An 18903-nucleotide genomic window follows, 5' to 3' on the forward strand; every position below is an offset into this window, starting at 1 on the left:
GCTGAAAAGGGGGAAGACGATGGATTGCAAACGGGAACTGCGCCGCCGGATGGTTGATCGCCTTCGGCAGCTTTCACCCGCCGAGAAACAGGCATATGATCGGCAAATTGCTGCTTATTTATACCGGTGGCGGCAATGGCAAGAGGCCAAAGTCGTTGCCATCACGATAGCAAAAGAGACGGAAGTGGACACTGTGCCGATCATCGAACGAGCTTGGCAAGAAGGAAAAACGGTCGGTGTGCCAAAATGCAATCCAATGACAAAAACGATGACGTTCCGGCAAATTGCATCGTTCGCCCAACTTGAGAAGGCGTATGCCGGACTGCTCGAGCCGATCGAAGAACAAACAACGGCGCTCGGCCACGATGAGTTTGATCTCATCATCGTTCCAGGCGTATGTTTCACGAAAACCGGCTACCGAATCGGCTATGGGGGCGGGTATTACGACCGGTATTTGCAGGGGATAACGGCGACGACCGCGGCGCTCGCCTATTCGTTTCAAGTGGTTGAAGACATTCCTGTCGAGGATCACGATGTGCCGGTCGAGTTTATGATTACTGATCAAGGGGTTATTCATTGTGGGCCATGAATGGTGGTATGCGGCTGCCTCTGTCATCGCAGCTGGTGGCGGATGGCTATTGCGGTCGCTGTCTGTCTCAGGGGCAGCGGCGACCGTTGTCGTCGGCACGCTGGTCGGATGCGGCTTTTCTTGGGGCGGATTATGGTTGTTAGGGCTCTTTTTTGCCAGCTCCAGCTTCTTTAGCAACGCCGGGAAGAGGAAAAAAGCAAAGATGGCTGGAAAATTGGCCAAAGGTGGGCGGCGTGATGCTGTCCAGGTGCTTGCCAACGGCGGAATGCCAGCTGTTTTGGCGCTGTTGGCGCTGTTACGTCCTGATCCGGTATGGAATGAGCTGTTCGTTGTTGCCGTCGCAGCAGCGAACGCTGACACGTGGGCATCGGAAATCGGCGCCTTGAGCAGACGGCCGCCGCGGGCATGGCCGAGCTTTCGGCCGGTGGAAGCTGGCACTTCGGGAGCGGTGACGCTCCTTGGCACGGTTGCTTCCCTCGCTGGGGCGCTGTTCATCGCTGCTGCCGGTGCACATTTCCTGCATACTACGCCATTTTTAACGATTGCGCTGTTCGGCTGGTTCGGCAGCTGGCTGGACACATGGCTTGGTGCCGCTTGGCAGTCCGCCTACCGCTGCCTAGTATGTGGGGCAGCCACAGAACGGAAATGGCATTGTGGGCAAAGGACGATCCATGTGAAAGGATGGCGTTGGCTTGACAACGATGCAGTCAACGCGTTGTCGATCATTGGCGCGGTGCTCGCCGCTGCGTTCGTGTTCGTGCGCTGATGAATGCGCTTCATAATTAAGGAGAAAAAGGGAAAAAGAATAACGAACGTATCATATGATGAAGGGGGAGCACCAATGAACAAATGGGCGTATTCACTATTGGTCGTTGCTGCCGGATGGCTTGCCTACCGTTACCGTTACCGGATGGCCGACTGGGCATTGCGCATTCCGTCGCTGCGAAAACAGCTCATCCGGTTTGCGCTCAACATTCCTGCGGTACGCGGTGTTCTTGTCTCGCAAATGTTGCGCCCGTGAGGCAGCGATGAAACGGTGGGAAGCCGTTTGGTTTGATGTGGATGAGACGCTCATTGACTATGAACAGACGTTTTGCGCCGCCATCCGCCATTGTTTTCATCGCTTTTTTCCGGCTGCTCCCGTTTCGTTTTCTGTTTGGTTTCCCATTTTCAAAGAGGCGTGCGACCGATATTGGGCCGACTACGAAGCCGGAGCGTTGACGCGTCGTGCTTACCGTCGGCTCCGCTTTCTCGATGCGGCGCGCACCTGCCAAATCGAAGCGGACGAGGAGATGGCCGACCGGTTTCACACGTATTTTGACGGGGTAGTCAGCCGGTTTGCTGTCGCCTTGCCGGGCATAACCGATTTGCTTTGCCAATTGCGCGCAGCCAACGTGCCGCTGGGGGTTATTACGAACGGCAGCGGTGCCATTCAGCGCGGGAAACTGGCCTCCTGCGGTCTTCATAACTTTTTCCGCGGCGATGCCGTGATTATTTCTGAAGAAGTTGGGTATAAAAAACCGGAGGCGGCGATTTTTCACTATGCTAGAAACAAGCAACCGTCCAAGCAGCCGGTATATGTCGGCGACTCGTGGAAATTGGATGTAGAGGGAGCGCTTGGCGCCGGTTGGGAGGCTGTGTATTTTCGACCGCGGCAACCGGCTCCCACCGGCTCGTCCGTCCCAGTGTGCCGGACGGTCGGCGAATTGACCGCCTTGCTGCTCAATGGGCTTGGCCTCGTCGGAGAAAGGGAGAGGAGAACGTGATCGGAACGATGGATGTATTGTTTTGGCAGCTTGTTCGTCTTTTAATCCATAGCGGCTACCGCATCGCACAGATGTCTGAGCGCGGCGATGAAATATGGCTTGAATCGGGCCACTGGCGGCGTCCGACGATTGTCCGTCTTGTGCGCGCCGATTTTGATTGGAGCCGGTCGCTGCGCCTCGATATCGAGTATACATGGCAATTTGTCCGGCAAATGAATGGACGAAAAATCGGCAAAGGAGGCCATGTCGTCAATGTATATGTGATGGCGTATCCGCCGGTCGACGATTGGGAATTTCTTGTAGATGAACCGCTTCCACTTTCCGAGCCAGCGGATGGCGCGTTTCATACGCTTCTCATTCATAGCAGCAACACAGCTGAGATGTTGCCGCGCCTTGCGGACATGACCGGCGCCACGATCCGACCGGAGCCGCTCACGGAGGGAGCCGACCCGTTTGCCACCGCCGAGCGTTTGAAATATGAAGTGCTAACGGAATGGCGCCGTGAGCAGGAAGAAGAACGCCGCATTTTTGAATACGGCAAGCCCTTGTTCACAAGGCTGTTGATCGTCGTGCAAGTGGTGATGTTTCTCATTCTCGAATGGAGCGGCGGCAGCACGGACCCGAGCGTCTTAATCCGTTATGGCGCTAAGTTTAACCCGCTCATTGAAATGGGGGAATGGTGGCGCTTTTTAACGCCGATGTTTTTACATATCGGGTTTTTGCATTTGCTGACCAACACGTTCGCTTTATATTATTTAGGAATAACGGTTGAACGGCTGTATGGTTCGCTTCGATTTTTGCTCATTTATACAACAGCCGGCTTTTTTGGGACGTTAGCGAGTTTTTTGTTTACCCCTTCTATCTCTGCCGGGGCGTCTGGCGCCATTTTTGGATTGTTTGGGGCGCTTCTTTATTTCGGTACGGTATATCGGCACTTGTTTTTTCGCACAATGGGGATGAACGTAATCAGCTTAATTGTTGTGAACTTACTGTTTGGTCTGCTTGTCCCTGGCATTGATAACGCCGGCCATATCGGCGGACTAGTCGGTGGCTTTTTGGCCGCGGGCGCTGTCCATTTACCGAAGCGTGCCGCTTGGGGAAGACAGATGAAGGCGTTGGTTGTTGCCGCGTTGTTGGCCGCCGCCGGTTTATGGCTTGGTTTTCGCTAAGGGACTTGGATAAGCATCACTTTTTCGCCGTTTTTCGCCTCTAGCAAGATGAGGATTCTACGATAATCTTTTTGAATCAAAATGAGCGGCATCGTGCTGCCGATTGGCGAGAGGATGGAACCATCCTCTTTTTTTATGCCTAGCACATACGACTTGTATAACCCTTCCCATAGACGGCCGATCATCGTTTGCGTTTTTGCTGTCGATAAGCCGGGCAGCGGCTGTTCCGTATAGGCAACCAACTCTGGCAAATAAAGAGCGTAATAGTCGTCTTTGGATAAGGAAAAATAATCTAGCAACTCGTCTGCTTTATGACGGAGAAACTCGTTGGCCGCTTTGTTTAAGACGCGCTGCCATTCGCGCTCGTCGTCTGTTTTCGGCCGCCGGAACGATGTGAGCGGATAGTACGGCGAGTCGATGACATATAAGTACGTACTTGACATCGTCTGGCTGCTCGTAATGACTTCCCCTTTATGCAGTTCGCCATGATGGAACGTAATCGCTTGGAAGAAACGGCTGTCATGCGTCATCACCGTCTTCTCCATCCGGATCGTATCCACATCCGTTTCCCATTTGGATAACACATCAATTAATCGGCCATCGGCAAACAGCAAGGAGATATCTTGTCGCAAATAAGCGCGGCGATTTAACGTCGAGGTGGTTGACCAGCGCAACGTATAGCGTTCGCGCTCTTTTTTGGCGCCGAGCACAAGCGTTGTTTTCGCTTCGGTGAATACCGCTTCACGGTCGAGCGGGAAAAATTTGATCGTTTCCACGATGCGATGGCGCTCCCACCACGAGAAGAGAGGAGCCGCGACGGCCATAATGACGACAAGCAGCGCGGCAACGATCACCCATCTTTTCATGACATCCTCCTGGATTGGACAAGGTTGTCACCAATATATGCATCGCAAGGAACATTTATGTATGAATTTCCTTTTCATTGTCTATGATGAGGAGTATATAGTGAACGAGCTGCAGGGGATGATGATGGAAAAACGAGTGCCAAAACAACCAGCCTCCCGCCGCCTTCATGACAATGCTGCTTACTTATCGGAGCGGCTTGGGGTCGACAAAAGTTTTGATGTCATTCGCCTTGACGTTGAGTATGGCGGCCGGGCCATGGCGTTGTTTATGATTGATGGATTTGTCAAAGATGATATGTTGCACTATTTAATGGAATATTTATCTGGTCTTGAAGAACATGAACTTAAAAACCATCCGCTCGAGAAGTTGTTAAAGACACATCTTCCTTACGTTGAAATCGGGCAAACAGACGATCTCGAAGAAGCAGCCGCCGCGGTGCTTGCAGGACCGACAGCACTCGTCGTTGATGGGGTTGAACATATCATTTTGATTGATGCCCGCACTTATCCGGTGCGCGGACCGGAAGAACCGGATACCGAGCGGGTGGTGCGCGGGGCGCGCGATGGCTTCGTGGAAACGATCGTCTTTAATACGGCCCTCATCCGCCGCCGCGTCCGCGACCCGTCGCTGCGCATGGAATATGTGCAGGTGGCGCGTCGTTCAAAAACCGATATTTGTATTTGCTACATCGAGGAAATTGCCGATCCGGAGCTGGTTCGCCGTGTTCGTGAATCGATCGCCGCCATTGACACGGACGGACTCGTAATGGCGGAAAAAACGGTCGAGGAGTTTGTTTCTGGGCGGCATTGGAATCCATATCCCGTTGTCCGCTATACGGAACGTCCCGATACGGCGGCCGCCCATTTGTATGAAGGGCATGTGCTTGTCATTGTTGACGGATCGCCAAGCGTCATGATTACTCCGGCGACGTTTTGGCATCATTTGCAGCATGCCGAAGAATATCGGAACAAGCCGATCGTCGGAGCGTATTTGCGGCTTGTCCGTTTTTTAGCTGTCTGGGCGTCGGTGTTTTTGTTGCCGCTTTGGTACTTGTTCATGACAGAGCCGGAGCTGTTGCCGGGGGCGTTGCAATTTTTAGGAAAGGCGAATTTAGGTGATATTCCACTTTTTGCCCAGCTTCTTATGATTGAAGTGGGGATGGATATGTTGCGGATGGCCGCCATTCATACACCGTCTTCGCTGGCCACTGCGCTTGGCCTTGTCGCCGCGCTCATGATCGGCGGCATTGCGGTAGAAGTTGGTCTCTTTTCCAATGAGGTCATTTTATATTTTTCGGTTGCTGCGATCGGCACATTTGCAACGCCGAGCTATGAAATGAGTTTGGCAAACCGGCTCGTCCGTATTGCTTTGCTCATTTTGTCGGGCTTGTTCGGCCTGTTTGGCTATGTGCTCGGCATTGCTGTTTGGATCATTGCATTGGCCAGAATGTCGTCATTTGGCATTCCATACTTATGGCCGTTTATCCCGTTTTCTTACCGGGGGATGCGTGATGTGCTCATCCGTTCGCCGATGCCGTTGAAAAACCGGCGGCCGGCTATTCTCCATCCGCGCGACCCCGATCGTTAACGCAGGCGCTGATAGAAGCAGCGCCTGCATTTTTTTGCCTTGACTGTCACGGTGGTTTGCCGCTACATTAAAAAGAGAGAAAAGGAGCTTAGAAGACGATGAAGACAGTATATGATGTGCAACAGTTACTTAAACAGTTTGGCACGATTATTTATGTCGGCGACCGGCTTGCCGATTTAGAGTTGATGGAAGAGGAAGTGAAAGAACTGTACGAGTCCCAGCTGATCGATGCCAAACAGTTGCAGGCCGCACTATTCATTTTGCGGCATGAAGCGCAAATCGAGCGAGAAAAACGAATGACAAAAGGATGAGGACGAAATGCAACAATGGTTGGTAGGTATTGATCTTGGCGGTACAACGATCAAAATGGCGTTTGTGACAACTAGCGGCGATATCGTGCATAAATGGGAGATCCCAACCAATATTTCGAATCGCGGGGAGCATATTGTCGCTGATATTGCCCGGTCGCTTGATGAGACGCTCGTCAAGCTTAATGCGACGAAAGAGCAATTGCTCGCAATCGGCATCGGCGCCCCGGGGCCGGTGCAAGAGGAAACGGGGACACTGTATGAGGCCATCAACTTAGGGTGGACGAATTATCCTTTGAAACAGCAATTGGAAGCGGCAACAATGTTGCCGGTGGCTGTGGATAACGACGCCAATATCGCTGCGCTCGGTGAAATGTGGAAAGGAGCTGGGGGCGGTGCACGCCATTTGCTGTTTGTCACGCTCGGCACCGGCGTGGGCGGCGGTGTGATCTCCAATGGCACCATCGTGCGCGGGACGAACGGTGCCGGTGGGGAGCTCGGCCATATGACGATGGTCGTCGATGGAGGCGCGCCATGTAATTGCGGAAAAACCGGTTGTCTTGAAACGATTGCGTCGGCGACCGGAATCGTGCGGATCACTAACGAAAAACTGGCCGCTGACGAGCAGCCAAGCGTGCTGCGCGGCGGAGAGGTCACCGCCAAAGCTGTGTTTGATGCCGCCAAAGCAGGTGATCCGCTCGCGCTACAAATCGTTGACGAAGTGACGCACTACCTCGGTTTGGCGTTGGCGAACGCCGCCAATGTAACCAATCCGGAGAAAATCGTCATCGGCGGCGGTGTCTCGAAAGCAGGCGATATACTCGTTGAGCATGTGACCACCCATTTCCGTCGTTTCGCTTTTCCACGCGTCGCTGCTGGAGCTGAGATCGCCTTGGCGACGCTCGGCAATGATGCGGGTGTCATCGGCGGCGCCTGGCTGGCCAAAGCGCTTGCCGGTGCCTAAAACAACAACGGCTGGCTGCCATATGGCGGCAAGCCGTTGTTTTCATTTTTTGGCGTCCATTGACATATGTTGGAGATAGAAGAATAGGAAGGAGAGACGGCGCATGCACATTCAAGCATGGCCAGGAGATACGTTTGAGAAGTATGGGCGATGGTTTGGTGTGCCGACCGAGTTAATCATGGACGCCAATTTGCACGTTGAAAAGGGAAGGCTATGCCCGGGACAGACGGTTGCTATTCCAGGATATGACATGATGGATACGTGGGAAGCGCTCGCTAGCTGCCTGTCGCTGCCGGTCGAGGCGCTGCAGCGGCTGCCGGGGGCGATGGCGGTCATCAACGGAACAGTACCGTTGCCGAAGCGGATCATTTCCCCTGTTGTCCGTCGCGCCCAGCCTTATGATTTTGCCGCTCTTGCCGAAGATATTGAAGCGATTATTCGCTGCTATCCATTTGTGCGCCGACGGACGATCGGTCATAGTGTGCTCGGCTTGCCGCTTGTCGAGCTGCAAATTGGCCGTGGGCCCGTGCGCATCCATATGAACGGATCATTCCATGCTAATGAGTGGATTACAACGGCGGTGTTAATGGCGCTCATTGATGATTATTTACGAGCGCTTGTCGATGATGCCGTGCTTGCTGGCCATCGGGTGCTTGAATATTACCATAAAGTTACCCTTTCGATCGTGCCGATGGTCAACCCGGATGGTGTCAACCTCGTGCTTAACGGCCCGCCCGAAGAGGAGACATACCGAAACGACGTCGTCCGCATCAACGGCGGTTCGCTCGATTTTTCACAATGGAAAGCGAATATTCGCGGCGTTGATTTAAACAATCAATTTCCGGCTCGCTGGGAAATTGAACAGGCTCGCAAACCGCCAAAAGCACCGGCACCGCGTGATTTTCCAGGCTTTGCCCCCCTCACTGAGCCGGAGGCGAAGGCGATGGCAGCGTTGGCGGAAACAAGCGATTTTGCCATGGTTGTCGCGTTTCATACACAAGGAAAAGAAATTTACTGGGGATATGAAGGATTGGAACCATTCGAAGCGGAAGCGACCGTCAAGGCGATGGCGGAAGCAAGCGGATACAAGGCTATCCGCTACATTGACAGCCATGCTGGCTATCGCGATTGGTTCATTCAGATGTGGAAGCGGCGTGGCTATACGGTCGAGCTCGGAGAGGGCGTCAATCCGCTGCCGCTCTCACAATTTGCGCAAATTTACCAAGAGGCCCTCGGCCTGTTCTTAGCAACGCTCAAAATGGCGTAAAAAAACGCAAGAGGCTCGATTTGCCTCTTGCCTTTTTAATGTGTGCCGGTCGGAATTCCGTTATGCAAAATTGTCATGATCGTAAACCAGCCGAATACAGCCGCCGTTCCAAGTCCGAACAAAAACCCGAGCACGTTTTTCTCGCGCAACGTCCGAAGCATTCCATAAAGGGCCAGCAACGAGATGAGCGCGAAAATAATCACTGTACCCATCGTTTTCCCTCCTCATGAAACAGTATGTACAAACGAGTCCATTCTTTTTCATTGTAATCTTTTTTCTTCCATTTGTCGAGGTCCATTCCCTTTTTATTTTTTCCTTTCATCGTGTGGGAAAAAACAGTAAAATAAAGCTAAACATGCATTGGCCATGCCAAATAAAGGAGGAAACGGTTATGGAATGGACGCGCATTCCTGTCGGCCCAATTCAGGCGAATGCTTACCTTTTGTCAGCCGAAGACGGCTCATGCGTCATCGTTGACCCCGGAGCGGAAGGAGCAGCGCTCGTTCGCCGAATGGAGGAAAAACAGCTGACGCCGTTGGCAATTTTATTGACGCACGCCCATTTTGACCATATCGGCGGCATTCCAGATGTGCTCGCCCGCTGGGATGTTCCAGTCTATTTGCATGAAAACGAAAAGCAGTGGCTACAAGATCCAGCGTTAAATAGCTCGCTTTATTTTGGGGCTCCGGTCGTTGTCCGCTGCGAACCGACATGCATCGCAGGGCGGACGACGCTGACGATTGGCCCGTTTGTGTTTGACGTCCGCGAAACGCCGGGCCACTCACCGGGCAGTGTCTCGTATTATTGCGAAGCAGCGCAAATTGTATTTTCCGGTGATGTGCTGTTTGCCGGCAGCATTGGGCGTACCGATTTGCCAGGCGGCAATCATCAACAGCTGCTAAACAGCATTCATGACGAGTTGCTCACGCTGCCTGAGGAGACGATTGTCCTCTCTGGCCATGGGCCGGAGACGACGATTGGCGCAGAAATGGACACAAATCCGTTTTTGCATGGGTTTTCATAAGAAAAGCAACGCATGGAGTTAAACGATGTTCGCATCATGAAAAACAGGCAGACGACCGTCTGCCTGTAAAAACAGAAAAAACCCTCCTTAGTCGTGCCAAGAAGGGTTTTCGGGGGATGTTCTATTCACCATCATGGGAGGGGATATAGTTGAGCTACTAATATAACGATATACGATTGTTTTTACTATGTCAATAGTAAAAAACAAGAAACCTTGAGGAAGGAATGAATGATGGAGCGACTGTACAAGGAAATTGCCGCAGCGCCGGACGGACGAGTGTCATATGCGGATTATATGCAAATGGCCCTTTATGATGAACGTTTCGGCTATTACACGCGTGAACGGGAGAAAATAGGAAAGGAAGGCGATTTTTTCACGAACAGCTCTTTGGCGCCGGCGTTTGGAAAAGCGCTTGCTTCGTTTTTGATCCGACTTGTAGAACAGGGAGGGCTGCCGCCGGCTGTTTGCGAATGGGGGGGCGGAGACGGGCGTCTAGCGCTGGCCGTATTGGAAGAATGGAAGAAAAAAAGCCCGCATACATATAAAAATTTGTCGTATACGATCATCGACCAAAGTCCGTTTCACCGCCGGCGCCAACAGGAAACGCTGCGTCCGGTTGCGGAACGAGTGAGACAATATGACACTATTTCTCGTTGGCTTGATGAGTGCGGGCCGTTTTCCGGCATTGTGTTTAGCAACGAATTTTTTGATGCATTTCCAGTCCATGTCATCACAAAGGAACAGGGTGTTTTGTACGAATGTTTTGTCGCCGCCCGCAACGGTCGGCTCGTTGAGGAAAAAGCACCGCTTCGAAATCCGGACATTATTCATTATTTGGATGAGCGCGGTTTGGCTCTCTCCGAAGGTCAGCGGTTGGAAGTGCCGTTGGCGATGAAACAGTTTTGGCTCGAAATCAGCCCGCTGTTCCGTCAAGCAGTGATGGTAACAATCGATTACGGTTACACGGATGAACAGCTGGGGGCACCAACGCGTCGGCACGGGAGTTTACGCGGCTATTTCCGCCATCAGCTCATTTCAGACCCGCTCTGTCATCCGGGAGAGATGGACTTGACGTCCCATGTGCAATGGGATGCACTTCGTTTATACGCCCGGCGGGCCGGGTGGGAGGAAGTGGCGTTCGTCCGCCAAGATCGGTTTTTGTTAGCGGCTGGTCTCTTAAACGAATGGGTCGTTTCCGAAAGCGCGGAGTTGTTTTCATCGGCGAGTCGACAAAACCGAATGATCCGCACGCTTATTACCGATGACGGCATCAGCCGCTTTTTTGATGTGCTCATTCATCAAAAAGGAGTAAGGCTTTCCGCCTTGGATATTTGGGCGGCGCCGGAGTTTTTGCCGTAAAGAAAAACAGGCAGAGGGATCTGCCTGTTTTTATTCGCCCATGCCGGGTACCATCATAAATGTTGTCCAATACGTGAACGCAGCAAAGAAAATCGTTAAATATGCCCCGAAAATATAAATGTACATTCTTTCGGTCAGCTTTAAAAAGCCAAGGAACAAGAAAAACACCGTTTGGCCAAAGAAGATGAGCGAGGTTGTATGCATATGGCCGAGGTAAAACATGACGGCGAAAATGCCAGTCCAAAAGGCAAGCACGCGGAACATGCGATCCATTATGTATCCCTCCTTTTATGCAATCCAGTTGTCCTTACTTATTATAATGTACAATAGTTGGGAATGTAAATAACGCTTTCGGACAGGCTGTAAGAAAAAGATTGGGCGCCTGCCGTCAAACAGCCACCCTCGTATGAAGAAAAAAGGGGAGAAGGACCGCTGCTACGGGCGGATGGCGATGCGGTAGGCGCAACGGCGGCTGCCGTTCATCATATTTTCTGTTTCATTCACTTTGGCATCGGCAAACAGCGCTTCCACCATTCCTTCTAAAAAAGCATGGTGCATTCCGCAAACGGTATCCGGTTGCTGTACGGCGATTTCTTTGAACGGACAGTTGAAAATGTCGAGGTAAAGCATTTGTTCGTCTTCTTCATATTGAATTTGCGGAAGAAATCCGGCCGCTTCAGCTGCTTCTTCCATGATGCGGATTTTTTCCTCCAAGGTAAGCGCACTTGTTGATCTGTTATGCGGCAGACGGTTGGCAACGAGTTCATAGCCAAATTGTTTTCCCGTTTCACGCAATGCTTCAAGCCCGACCGGACCAAGTTTGGCCATCGTTTGAATGGCGATGCGGGCCAAAAGCTTGTAATCACGGAACGGAAAGTACAGCCCGACTACTTCGTCCGACAATCGGTACAATCGACTCGGACGTCCGCCTTTTCCCGTTTTTTGCGTATCCGATACGACCATGCGAACATCTTCAAGTTTTGTTAAGTGAAGACGGGCAACGTTCGGATGGATGTGGAATTTTTCGGCGATCTCTTGAACCGAAACTTCGCGGTGTATTTTAGCCATGTATTCGTAAATATGAAACCTTGTTGGGTCAGATAGCACGTTTGTAATTTTTAACGTTTGTTCCATCGGGTTTCCCTCCTAAATAAATCATTGATACGGTTATTATAATGAAATGGGTCAAAGCAAGGAATGATTTTTGTCACTATTGGCGGCGAGTCGGACAAAATTCAAAAAATGTTCACGAAAAATTTTTTCGACAAGCAGCAGGAAAACGAGCAACATCTGTCGAAATACAAAGCAATCTGTCGAAAGGAGGGAATATGTTCTGGATGATATCGAACAAGTAGCGAACCGTCTCCTCGCCGAAGCGGTGCAACGCCGCGCCTCTGACCTTCATCTCGTCCCGCGCCGACATGATGCGATCATTCGCCTCCGCCTTGACGGCATGCTCATCGATGTTGGTACAATCTCGAAAGAAACCGCTGAACGCGTCATCGTCCATTTCAAATTTTTGGCTGGCATGGATATTGGCGAACGCCGTCGTCCGCAAAGCGGCGCGATGGAAGTGAATGAGTCCGGGGAAACGGTGTATTTGCGCTTATCTACGCTGCCGACGCTTTATGATGAAAGCCTCGTCATCCGCCTTCTACCGCAGCGCTTTTCGCTGCCGCTTCGTGAACTATCCTTATTTTCCCACTCCACCGCACGATTGTTTTCCTTTATGCAGCAGCCACAAGGACTCGTGTTGCTGACCGGCCCAACCGGGTCGGGAAAGACGACGACATTGTATACGCTTCTCGACGTTTGCCAAGCGGAAAGACAACGTAACATTATCACGTTGGAAGATCCGATTGAAAAACGGAATGATCGGTTTTTGCAAGTGCAGATCAATGAAAAAGCAGGTATCACGTATGCAGCCAGCTTGAAAGCCGCTTTGCGCCATGACCCGGATGTGTTAATGGTCGGCGAGATCCGCGACCATGATACGGCAGCGATCGCCGTACGATCAGCGTTGACAGGGCACTTGGTGGTATCGACCATGCATGCTGCTGATGCAGTCGGCGCAGTGTATCGGCTCCATGAGTTCGGGGTGTCTCCCGGCGACTTGGCTGAGACGTTGCTTGCTGTTTCGGCGCAGCGTCTTGTTGAGCTTCGCTGCCCGCTATGCGGTGACAATTGCCATCCGGCTTGTCGTCGGCTTCAACGAAGACGGCGTGCTGCCGTTCATGAGCTGCTTTACGGCTCAGCGCTCTTTGATGTCATCCGTTCGCTGTCGGGGGAAGGCGAGCAACGGCTCCGCCCACATCTGACATTAGCACGCCTCATCCGCAAAGGAATCGCACTCGGGTATTTGCCGACTCGCGCGCTTGAACTTGTCGGAGGGGGAGAACGATGAAGAAGAAAACGTGGCCGCTTGCTGAACAAGCATTGTTTTTTGCTCGACTTGGCCGGCTGCTTGAGCGCGGCTATCCGCTCGGACAAGCGCTCGAATTTTTAGCCATCCAAGCCCCAATGAAGCGCCGGTTGGAGCTTGAACGCTGCTTGCAGCAGCTGCGGGCCGGTTTGCCGTTGTTTGCCGCCATCGAGGAGCTGCCTGTCGACCGTCTTGCTGTCAGCCTGCTCTTTTTTGCCGAGAGGCATGGCGATTTGCCGCGCGGCATGGCGGAGGCGGGGGCGGCGCTCGCACAAAAAGCGCGTTTCGGTGAACAGCTGCGCCGCTTTGGACGCTACCCTCTTTTTCTTTTCGCTTTGCTCATCGTCATGCTACTATTGATGGAACGATGGCTGCTTCCGCAATTTGAGCGAACCGCCGCGGCGCTTTCACCTGAAAATGAACAAACTTCTCTACTTATTGCGCTCATCGCTCACGCTCCGATGGCGTTGGTCGTCATCGCTTCCTTCGCCATATTCTCCTGGCTGTTTTACGCTGTTTTCTTCCGCCGCTGGCCGATTGCCCGCCAGCTTCAGCTCTCCTTGTCCATTCCGTGGTGCGCTTCGGTTGTGAAACTGTTGGTTACGTATGTCATGGCCCGCCAGCTCGGCCGTCTTCTGCAAGCGGGGTTGTCTGTCTACGAAGCCCTCGGGGTTTTCAGTGAGCCTTTCTCTTGGCCGTTTCTACAAATGGAAGGTAAACGAATTCGTGATGGGTTGGTCAAAGGGATGACGCTTGATCATCTCGTCAGTGTTGTCCGCTATTATGAACCGGAGCTGGCGCTTGTCATCCGCCACGGCCAGTCGAACGGCGAACTTGGCAAAGAGCTCGAACATTACGGTGAGTTTTTGCTGCAAGTGATCGAAAAGAAGCTTGAAACAGCGTTGAAGCTTGTGCAGCCACTCTTGTTGTCAGCAGTCGGGGTGCTTGTCGTCGGCATGTATTTGGCTATTTTGCTGCCGATGTTTTCGATGTTGAACGGGCTGTAAAGTTGCATAGGAATATGCGGCGGCTAAAGATGAGAGGTGAGACTGACGATATGAAGGAGGAGTTGCCATGAACGAAAAAGGGTTTACACTTATTGAAATAAATATTAGGGAATACCCATATTATTTTGTATAGGTATTCCTTTTTTTCGGATGCCATGGGTATGGATCAGGATCAATAGGAATTTCAATATCAATTGGGATCCCTTTTACATCAGCTGTTAGTATCAATTTTTCCCTATATAATGTTGCATTGGGGAATATTTTACCAACAATCTGCACTCTTTCCATAGGCGTTAGTTCTTTTTCTAGATCTGTGATTACTTCTAGGTACTCGTACAAATATTCATAATTCCACATGCTACTCTCGACAGTCTTTAGTTTTAACTCGTTCTGATCAAGTTCTTTTTTATAAATTTCTATTTGTGACTCCAATTGCTTTTGTTTCTCTAAATATTTTTCTTTCTTCAAACCACCTGCTAAATACAAATCCAATAATCTATCCAGAGACTCTTGAAGCTGGGAAATCTTTTTATTTAGAGCTTTTATATTCTTTTTTAATGCATTGAGTTCATCTTGATCCATGTCCAAATTTATATATTTTTTTGCTTGTTCCTCACTCGAAAGGATCTCTTTTAGAGCAGTCATAATATTTTTATCAAAGCGAACAGTATTGATATTTATGTCACAAACAGAACCATCGAGTCTTTCCTTTCGGCCGTGTTTTGCATAGTAAATAGGCCTTTCTTTTGTTCCGTGTGTTGCTATTTGAATTTTTCTGCCGCATTCCCCACAAGTGATTTTTGTTCTCTTTAATATGTGCTTTTCGCTTGATTTTCTGCCAGAAACAGAGAATTGCGCACCTCGCTTTTCTCGTTCTTCTTGTATTTTTCTATACGTCTCTTCTGTTCTCAACGGTTCATATATACCTGGAATTGAAATCGTCTCGCCATTGGTAAATGTTTTTTCCATTACACCGTGAAAAGCCTTCGATACTAGCCTTGTGTGAACAAGATGTTCGTTCCAAGGTTTCCCGGTTGGTGTATTGGAAATCTCGTTTAATCTATCGCTTATGGCCTTCATTCCAAGTTGTTCATTTAGATATAAATTATCTATAAAAGGAATCACCCATTTCCATTCGGGTTTAGCCTTATATGTTCCTGTTTCGCGATCATAATAGTATTCGAAAGGAGGGGCTCCCCATCCTTTTCCTTCACGCATCCGTTGCCTTTTTCCACGCATCATCCGCCTTACGATAGCCCGTTTTTCTCGTTTTGCGATCAGGTTTTTTATATCAGAAATGAACTCATCGTCTTCATTATTCAGGTCTATGATATTTCCGGGTTCGGCAATTTTGACGTTATTATCTCGAAGCACGGATTTTAGATATTCCCATGCAACTGTATCTAAACGAGATAGCCTGTCCTGGTCAACGACCAGTACTACGTCAACGCCACCCTCATCTACAAGATCAAGAAGGGCGTTCAATCCTTTCTTTTCTAATTTTCCTCCACTTTCGACGTCTTTAAATTCACCAACAATATTCCAGTCTTGAGATTTTGCGTATTTGGCCAGCTCTTCTTTTTGAGCTGCCAAACTATATTTGTCTTCTTGTAATTTAGTTGAAACACGATAATATAGAGCAGCTCTCATATTGTTACCACCTCGTTTAAAAAAAGGAAGGTTGCAAACAGCTTTTCAAGTACACAAGTTGTCTCGGTACGCTATATATTTCTGCTATATCATAGATGGTTAGATCGGTGTTTTGATATTGAGTAATAATGTCATCTGAAAGTAATAATTCAACAGCAAATGTATTGGCCTCCACTTCTAATTTTTCAACAGAGAATAAAGTGTTAGCTCTTAGGAAAGGGGTGTTGGAATCGGGATGCAACACAGCATGTCCAAGTTCATGAGCACATACAAAACGTTGCATCATTTCATCCAATTGGCTATTAAGATGAATAAACTGAGTCCGTTTGTATGAGCTATAAAAACCGAGAGTATTTCCAAGTTCTGCGAATAAGATAATAATGTTTTTTTCTTTTGCTATTTGAAATGGATCGTTAGATTTATGTGTCTTTATAAGTTGCCTAACCACTTCTTTTATTGCTTTCATTCCCCTGACCCCCGAGTTTTATTTATTTTCTATATTTTTTAGGGGTGAATTTTTTCTTGGCAATTCGCTTAGCAAGCCTCATGGAGTTCTCCAAAGAAATGCGTATAAGTTCCCTTGTTTCCTCGTCCATCGGTTCACCGTCATACATTAGTCCTTCACGACTTTCTAAGCTGTCCATGATTCTTTGCAGGTCTTTCGCGATATCCCGTTCGTCTTTTTCGGTTAGTTCTGGTAATTGCGTATCACGATTTGAGTTTTTAGCGTCTTCTTCACCAATCAAGCTGCTTATAGGTACATTAAGTGCGGATGCTATTGCCTTTAGAGTATCAAAACTTGGATTGTATCTGTTACGTTCCACGTCTGCTAAATAAGACCTAGATATGTTTGCTTTTTCAGCTAATTCTACTTGGGTCATTTTTGCTTTCTTTCTAAAAAATTTAATGTTGTCTCCAATCATCTAAAACACCTCTTTTTATTGTCGGTATTGCCGACATTTACATTTTGATTATAGTATGAAAAAGTCGGATATACAATGCGAAAAATGACGGAAATACACGCATTTTTGAGCAAATAGACGGAAATACAAGTGAAATAACTGAATTTGCTTGAAAATGTTTCAATTTGGTCCAAAATGCGCTTTTACAAATTGACGGAAATACAATACATTATAACTAACAGGAGGTGACTAACGATGTTAAACCAAAAAACACTAGGAGCCATCATCAAACAAAAGCGCAAAGAAGCTGGAATGACACAAGACCAACTATCTACTGCCACTAATTTGTCTAGAAACTATATATCGGACATCGAGAATGGTCGATACACACCAAGTCTTAATGCTCTCTCTAAAATAGCTATTTGCCTGGACATTGACTTAAATGTATTAAAAATGACGGAAATACAAGACATAACCGTTAATAATGACCGTTCGAGCGCTTGATTCTAGATAATAGCAACGTTCATCACAACAAGGACACGGAAAAGGGAGAGGTAGAAAAATGACACTTCCGATCGATCTTGACTTGCTCCAAAAAAGAAAGGCAATCCCGGCTAAACTTGCCCAACTCTCTTATACAAATCCAGAAAAAGCAATCCAGCTTTTACGAAAGTGGGGTGAGAAACAAGTTCCTATTACTCCTCTGTATGAAGAGATTACGCAAGCGCTAAATTCTGATGCGCAAAAGGAAGCGATCTAAAGGAGGTGACCACTCGTTCAAATTTTTTTGCGGAGTAAATGGACAAGCAAGGAGGAGAGGCAAAGTGAACGATTTAGTTTTTATTCAAAACGATGAGGTTCTTACCGATAGCTTAACGATTGCAGAAGTGTTTGGCAAAGAACACAAAAATGTAAAACGGGATATTGAAAACACGATCAGCAATATCGATATTTTAAAAACATCAGAGGAAGCACGTGGATTAGGAATCGATTTTTCATCGCTCAAATTTGAGCGGTGCGAATACAAGGCGGCAAACGGTCAGATTTATACGAAGTTTCTTTTGAATTTCGATGCTTTCATGCTTGTGACCATGGGCTATACAACGCAACGGGCCATGCTGGTGAAGGTTCGATATATAAATGAATTCAACCGCATGAAAGAGGCATTACAAAAACAACAGCAGGTGTTACAACCAAAAACCCAGGCGGAAATGTTGCTCCTATATGCGCAGCAAATGGTTGAGCAGGAACGAAAAATCAAAGCTCTTGAAGAAGATAACGCTCGCCAAAATAGCCGGATTGAACAACTTGAAAACAAAATTGAAAAACGGATGACGGAAGAATTCGAAATGCAGCTGGTCACACCAACGCAGATCGGCAAGATGTTTGAACCGGCTATCTCCGGGAAAGAGGTCAACAAGCTGTTGCAACGGGCTGGTTTGCAGTGGAGAGTTGGCGGGGAATGGGTGCCAACAGCCGAAGGCAAAAAATACAGCAGCTCTGAGCCGATTCAGTTGGAAAGCGGGAAAATGGTGTATCAGTTGAAATGGCAACGCCGAGTCAAAGAGATCATTCAGGCAGAAATGGGGGGGATTGCAGGATGAGGCCATTAGGAATCGTACGCAAAATCGATCAGCTAGGGCGAATTGTCATTCCGATGGAAGTTCGCCGTGTTCATGGTTGGGAAACAGGAACGCCAATCGAAATGTTTGCCACTGAAAAAGGATTAGTTCTTCGTGAATATGGTGCAGAGCAGAAAAAGCACGCTGTGATCGAAGGATTGAAAGCTCTAGCTGATATGGTCGATGATGACACGGCTTTAGCGATCATTGGCGACATCATGGAATACGTGAAAGGAGAGACGAAATCATGAACTTTCTCCCAAGCGACATGGAACGCGGAGCCAGCTTGCTCGAGCACTGCAAATTCTACGTATCTCGTGCCTACCTAGAGCTTGAGCATGGAGATTTGCAGGCGGCTGATCGCTGGATTGAAGAGTATCGGCGATGCCGTCGTGAGTTG

The 18903-nt window shown here is 49.1% G+C and carries 24 protein-coding genes; 17 read left to right on the forward strand and 7 right to left on the reverse strand.

Going from position 1 to position 18903, the window contains the following annotated elements; translation table 11 throughout:
• Window positions 1–19: 19 nt before the first annotated feature.
• From DSM465_RS0104530 to DSM465_RS0104550, 5 genes are all read left to right on the forward strand, one after another.
• Window positions 20–589 carry a 5-formyltetrahydrofolate cyclo-ligase gene (locus DSM465_RS0104530; protein WP_029760716.1) on the forward strand — a complete coding sequence of 190 codons (570 nt, stop codon included), beginning with the start codon at window positions 20–22 and terminating at the stop codon, window positions 587–589.
• Entirely contained in the window at window positions 579–1355 is a 777-nt protein-coding gene (locus tag DSM465_RS0104535; protein WP_029760718.1) for a DUF92 domain-containing protein, read from the forward strand. The genes DSM465_RS0104530 and DSM465_RS0104535 overlap by 11 nt, the downstream gene beginning before the upstream one ends.
• Before the next feature lie 75 nt (window positions 1356–1430).
• Complete coding sequence (locus DSM465_RS0104540; protein ID WP_029760719.1) at window positions 1431–1610, forward strand: hypothetical protein; 180 nt, start codon at window positions 1431–1433, stop codon at window positions 1608–1610.
• Window positions 1611–1617: 7 nt separating this feature from the next.
• On the forward strand, window positions 1618–2355 hold the full coding sequence (locus tag DSM465_RS0104545) for an HAD family hydrolase (protein WP_011887811.1): 738 nt from the start codon (window positions 1618–1620) through the stop codon (window positions 2353–2355).
• A gap of 8 nt (window positions 2356–2363) precedes the next feature.
• Window positions 2364–3524 carry a rhomboid family intramembrane serine protease gene (locus DSM465_RS0104550; protein WP_029760720.1) on the forward strand — a complete coding sequence of 387 codons (1161 nt, stop codon included), beginning with the start codon at window positions 2364–2366 and terminating at the stop codon, window positions 3522–3524.
• On the opposite strand, the gene DSM465_RS0104555 is transcribed toward DSM465_RS0104550, so the two are convergent.
• Window positions 3521–4390 (reverse strand): hypothetical protein, encoded by an 870-nt coding sequence (locus tag DSM465_RS0104555; RefSeq protein ID WP_029760721.1) that lies wholly within the window; start codon window positions 4388–4390, stop codon window positions 3521–3523. The two genes, DSM465_RS0104550 and DSM465_RS0104555, sit on opposite strands and share 4 nt — an antisense overlap.
• 124 nt (window positions 4391–4514) lie before the next feature.
• Between DSM465_RS0104555 and DSM465_RS0104560 the strand changes: the two genes are divergently transcribed.
• The 4 genes from DSM465_RS0104560 to DSM465_RS0104575 all read left to right on the forward strand — a co-directional run bounded on the left by DSM465_RS0104560 (window position 4515) and on the right by DSM465_RS0104575 (window position 8517).
• Window positions 4515–5978: a spore germination protein gene (locus DSM465_RS0104560; RefSeq protein ID WP_029760722.1), complete on the forward strand. Its 1464-nt coding sequence runs from the start codon at window positions 4515–4517 to the stop codon at window positions 5976–5978.
• Between the two features lie 98 nt (window positions 5979–6076).
• Window positions 6077–6289: a YqgQ family protein gene (locus DSM465_RS0104565; protein WP_008879860.1), complete on the forward strand. Its 213-nt coding sequence runs from the start codon at window positions 6077–6079 to the stop codon at window positions 6287–6289.
• 7 nt (window positions 6290–6296) lie between these two features.
• Window positions 6297–7250, forward strand: a complete 954-nt coding sequence (locus DSM465_RS0104570; RefSeq protein WP_008879859.1) for an ROK family glucokinase — start codon at window positions 6297–6299, stop codon at window positions 7248–7250.
• Between the two features lie 103 nt (window positions 7251–7353).
• On the forward strand, window positions 7354–8517 hold the full coding sequence (locus DSM465_RS0104575) for a M14 family metallopeptidase (RefSeq protein WP_011887806.1): 1164 nt from the start codon (window positions 7354–7356) through the stop codon (window positions 8515–8517).
• A 35-nt stretch (window positions 8518–8552) separates the two neighbouring features.
• Here DSM465_RS0104575 and DSM465_RS18780 read toward each other — a convergent pair whose 3' ends face one another.
• Entirely contained in the window at window positions 8553–8729 is a 177-nt protein-coding gene (locus DSM465_RS18780) for a DUF2759 domain-containing protein (RefSeq protein WP_008879857.1), read from the reverse strand.
• Between the two features lie 179 nt (window positions 8730–8908).
• On the opposite strand from DSM465_RS18780, the gene DSM465_RS0104585 reads away from it, so the two are divergent.
• Both DSM465_RS0104585 and DSM465_RS0104590 read left to right on the forward strand, forming a co-directional pair.
• A complete protein-coding gene (locus tag DSM465_RS0104585; RefSeq protein ID WP_029760723.1) occupies window positions 8909–9541 on the forward strand; it encodes an MBL fold metallo-hydrolase in 633 nt (210 codons plus the stop codon).
• A gap of 231 nt (window positions 9542–9772) precedes the next feature.
• On the forward strand, window positions 9773–10900 hold the full coding sequence (locus DSM465_RS0104590) for a class I SAM-dependent methyltransferase (protein WP_029760724.1): 1128 nt from the start codon (window positions 9773–9775) through the stop codon (window positions 10898–10900).
• Between the two features lie 30 nt (window positions 10901–10930).
• Here DSM465_RS0104590 and DSM465_RS0104595 read toward each other — a convergent pair whose 3' ends face one another.
• Both DSM465_RS0104595 and DSM465_RS0104600 read right to left on the reverse strand, forming a co-directional pair.
• Complete coding sequence (locus DSM465_RS0104595; RefSeq protein ID WP_008879854.1) at window positions 10931–11173, reverse strand: DUF2626 family protein; 243 nt, start codon at window positions 11171–11173, stop codon at window positions 10931–10933.
• A gap of 162 nt (window positions 11174–11335) precedes the next feature.
• The gene (locus DSM465_RS0104600; RefSeq protein WP_029760726.1) at window positions 11336–12034 is read right to left on the reverse strand and encodes a helix-turn-helix transcriptional regulator; all 699 of its coding nucleotides are present in this window, start codon (window positions 12032–12034) and stop codon (window positions 11336–11338) included.
• Between the two features lie 199 nt (window positions 12035–12233).
• On the opposite strand from DSM465_RS0104600, the gene comGA reads away from it, so the two are divergent.
• Together comGA and comGB are read left to right on the forward strand one after the other, a co-directional pair.
• Complete coding sequence (comGA, locus tag DSM465_RS0104605; protein WP_029760727.1) at window positions 12234–13304, forward strand: competence type IV pilus ATPase ComGA; 1071 nt, start codon at window positions 12234–12236, stop codon at window positions 13302–13304.
• Entirely contained in the window at window positions 13301–14329 is a 1029-nt protein-coding gene (comGB, locus tag DSM465_RS0104610) for a competence type IV pilus assembly protein ComGB (RefSeq protein WP_011887801.1), read from the forward strand. Before comGA ends, comGB begins: the two co-directional genes overlap by 4 nt.
• Before the next feature lie 120 nt (window positions 14330–14449).
• On the opposite strand, the gene DSM465_RS0104615 is transcribed toward comGB, so the two are convergent.
• From DSM465_RS0104615 to DSM465_RS0104625, 3 genes are read right to left on the reverse strand one after another with little or no spacing between them, the layout of a single operon-like run.
• Window positions 14450–15979 (reverse strand): recombinase family protein, encoded by a 1530-nt coding sequence (locus DSM465_RS0104615; RefSeq protein WP_029760729.1) that lies wholly within the window; start codon window positions 15977–15979, stop codon window positions 14450–14452.
• Between the two features lie 16 nt (window positions 15980–15995).
• A complete protein-coding gene (locus DSM465_RS0104620) occupies window positions 15996–16445 on the reverse strand; it encodes an ImmA/IrrE family metallo-endopeptidase (RefSeq protein WP_029760730.1) in 450 nt (149 codons plus the stop codon).
• A 22-nt stretch (window positions 16446–16467) separates the two neighbouring features.
• Window positions 16468–16902, reverse strand: coding sequence for a helix-turn-helix domain-containing protein (locus DSM465_RS0104625; RefSeq protein ID WP_029760731.1), 435 nt, complete (start codon window positions 16900–16902; stop codon window positions 16468–16470).
• Window positions 16903–17136: 234 nt separating this feature from the next.
• Between DSM465_RS0104625 and DSM465_RS0104630 the strand changes: the two genes are divergently transcribed.
• The 4 genes from DSM465_RS0104630 (at window position 17137) to DSM465_RS0104645 (ending at window position 18754) form a co-directional block, all read left to right on the forward strand.
• On the forward strand, window positions 17137–17385 hold the full coding sequence (locus tag DSM465_RS0104630; RefSeq protein WP_029760732.1) for a helix-turn-helix domain-containing protein: 249 nt from the start codon (window positions 17137–17139) through the stop codon (window positions 17383–17385).
• 58 nt (window positions 17386–17443) lie between these two features.
• Window positions 17444–17641, forward strand: coding sequence for a hypothetical protein (locus tag DSM465_RS0104635; RefSeq protein ID WP_029760733.1), 198 nt, complete (start codon window positions 17444–17446; stop codon window positions 17639–17641).
• 64 nt (window positions 17642–17705) lie between these two features.
• The gene (locus tag DSM465_RS0104640) at window positions 17706–18485 is read left to right on the forward strand and encodes a Rha family transcriptional regulator (RefSeq protein ID WP_029760734.1); all 780 of its coding nucleotides are present in this window, start codon (window positions 17706–17708) and stop codon (window positions 18483–18485) included.
• A complete protein-coding gene (locus DSM465_RS0104645) occupies window positions 18482–18754 on the forward strand; it encodes an AbrB/MazE/SpoVT family DNA-binding domain-containing protein (protein WP_029760735.1) in 273 nt (90 codons plus the stop codon). The genes DSM465_RS0104640 and DSM465_RS0104645 overlap by 4 nt, the downstream gene beginning before the upstream one ends.
• Window positions 18755–18903: the final 149 nt, after the last annotated feature.

Origin of the sequence: Geobacillus thermodenitrificans subsp. thermodenitrificans DSM 465, assembly GCF_000496575.1 — a bacterium.
Classification (GTDB): Bacteria; Bacillota; Bacilli; order Bacillales; family Anoxybacillaceae; genus Geobacillus; species Geobacillus thermodenitrificans.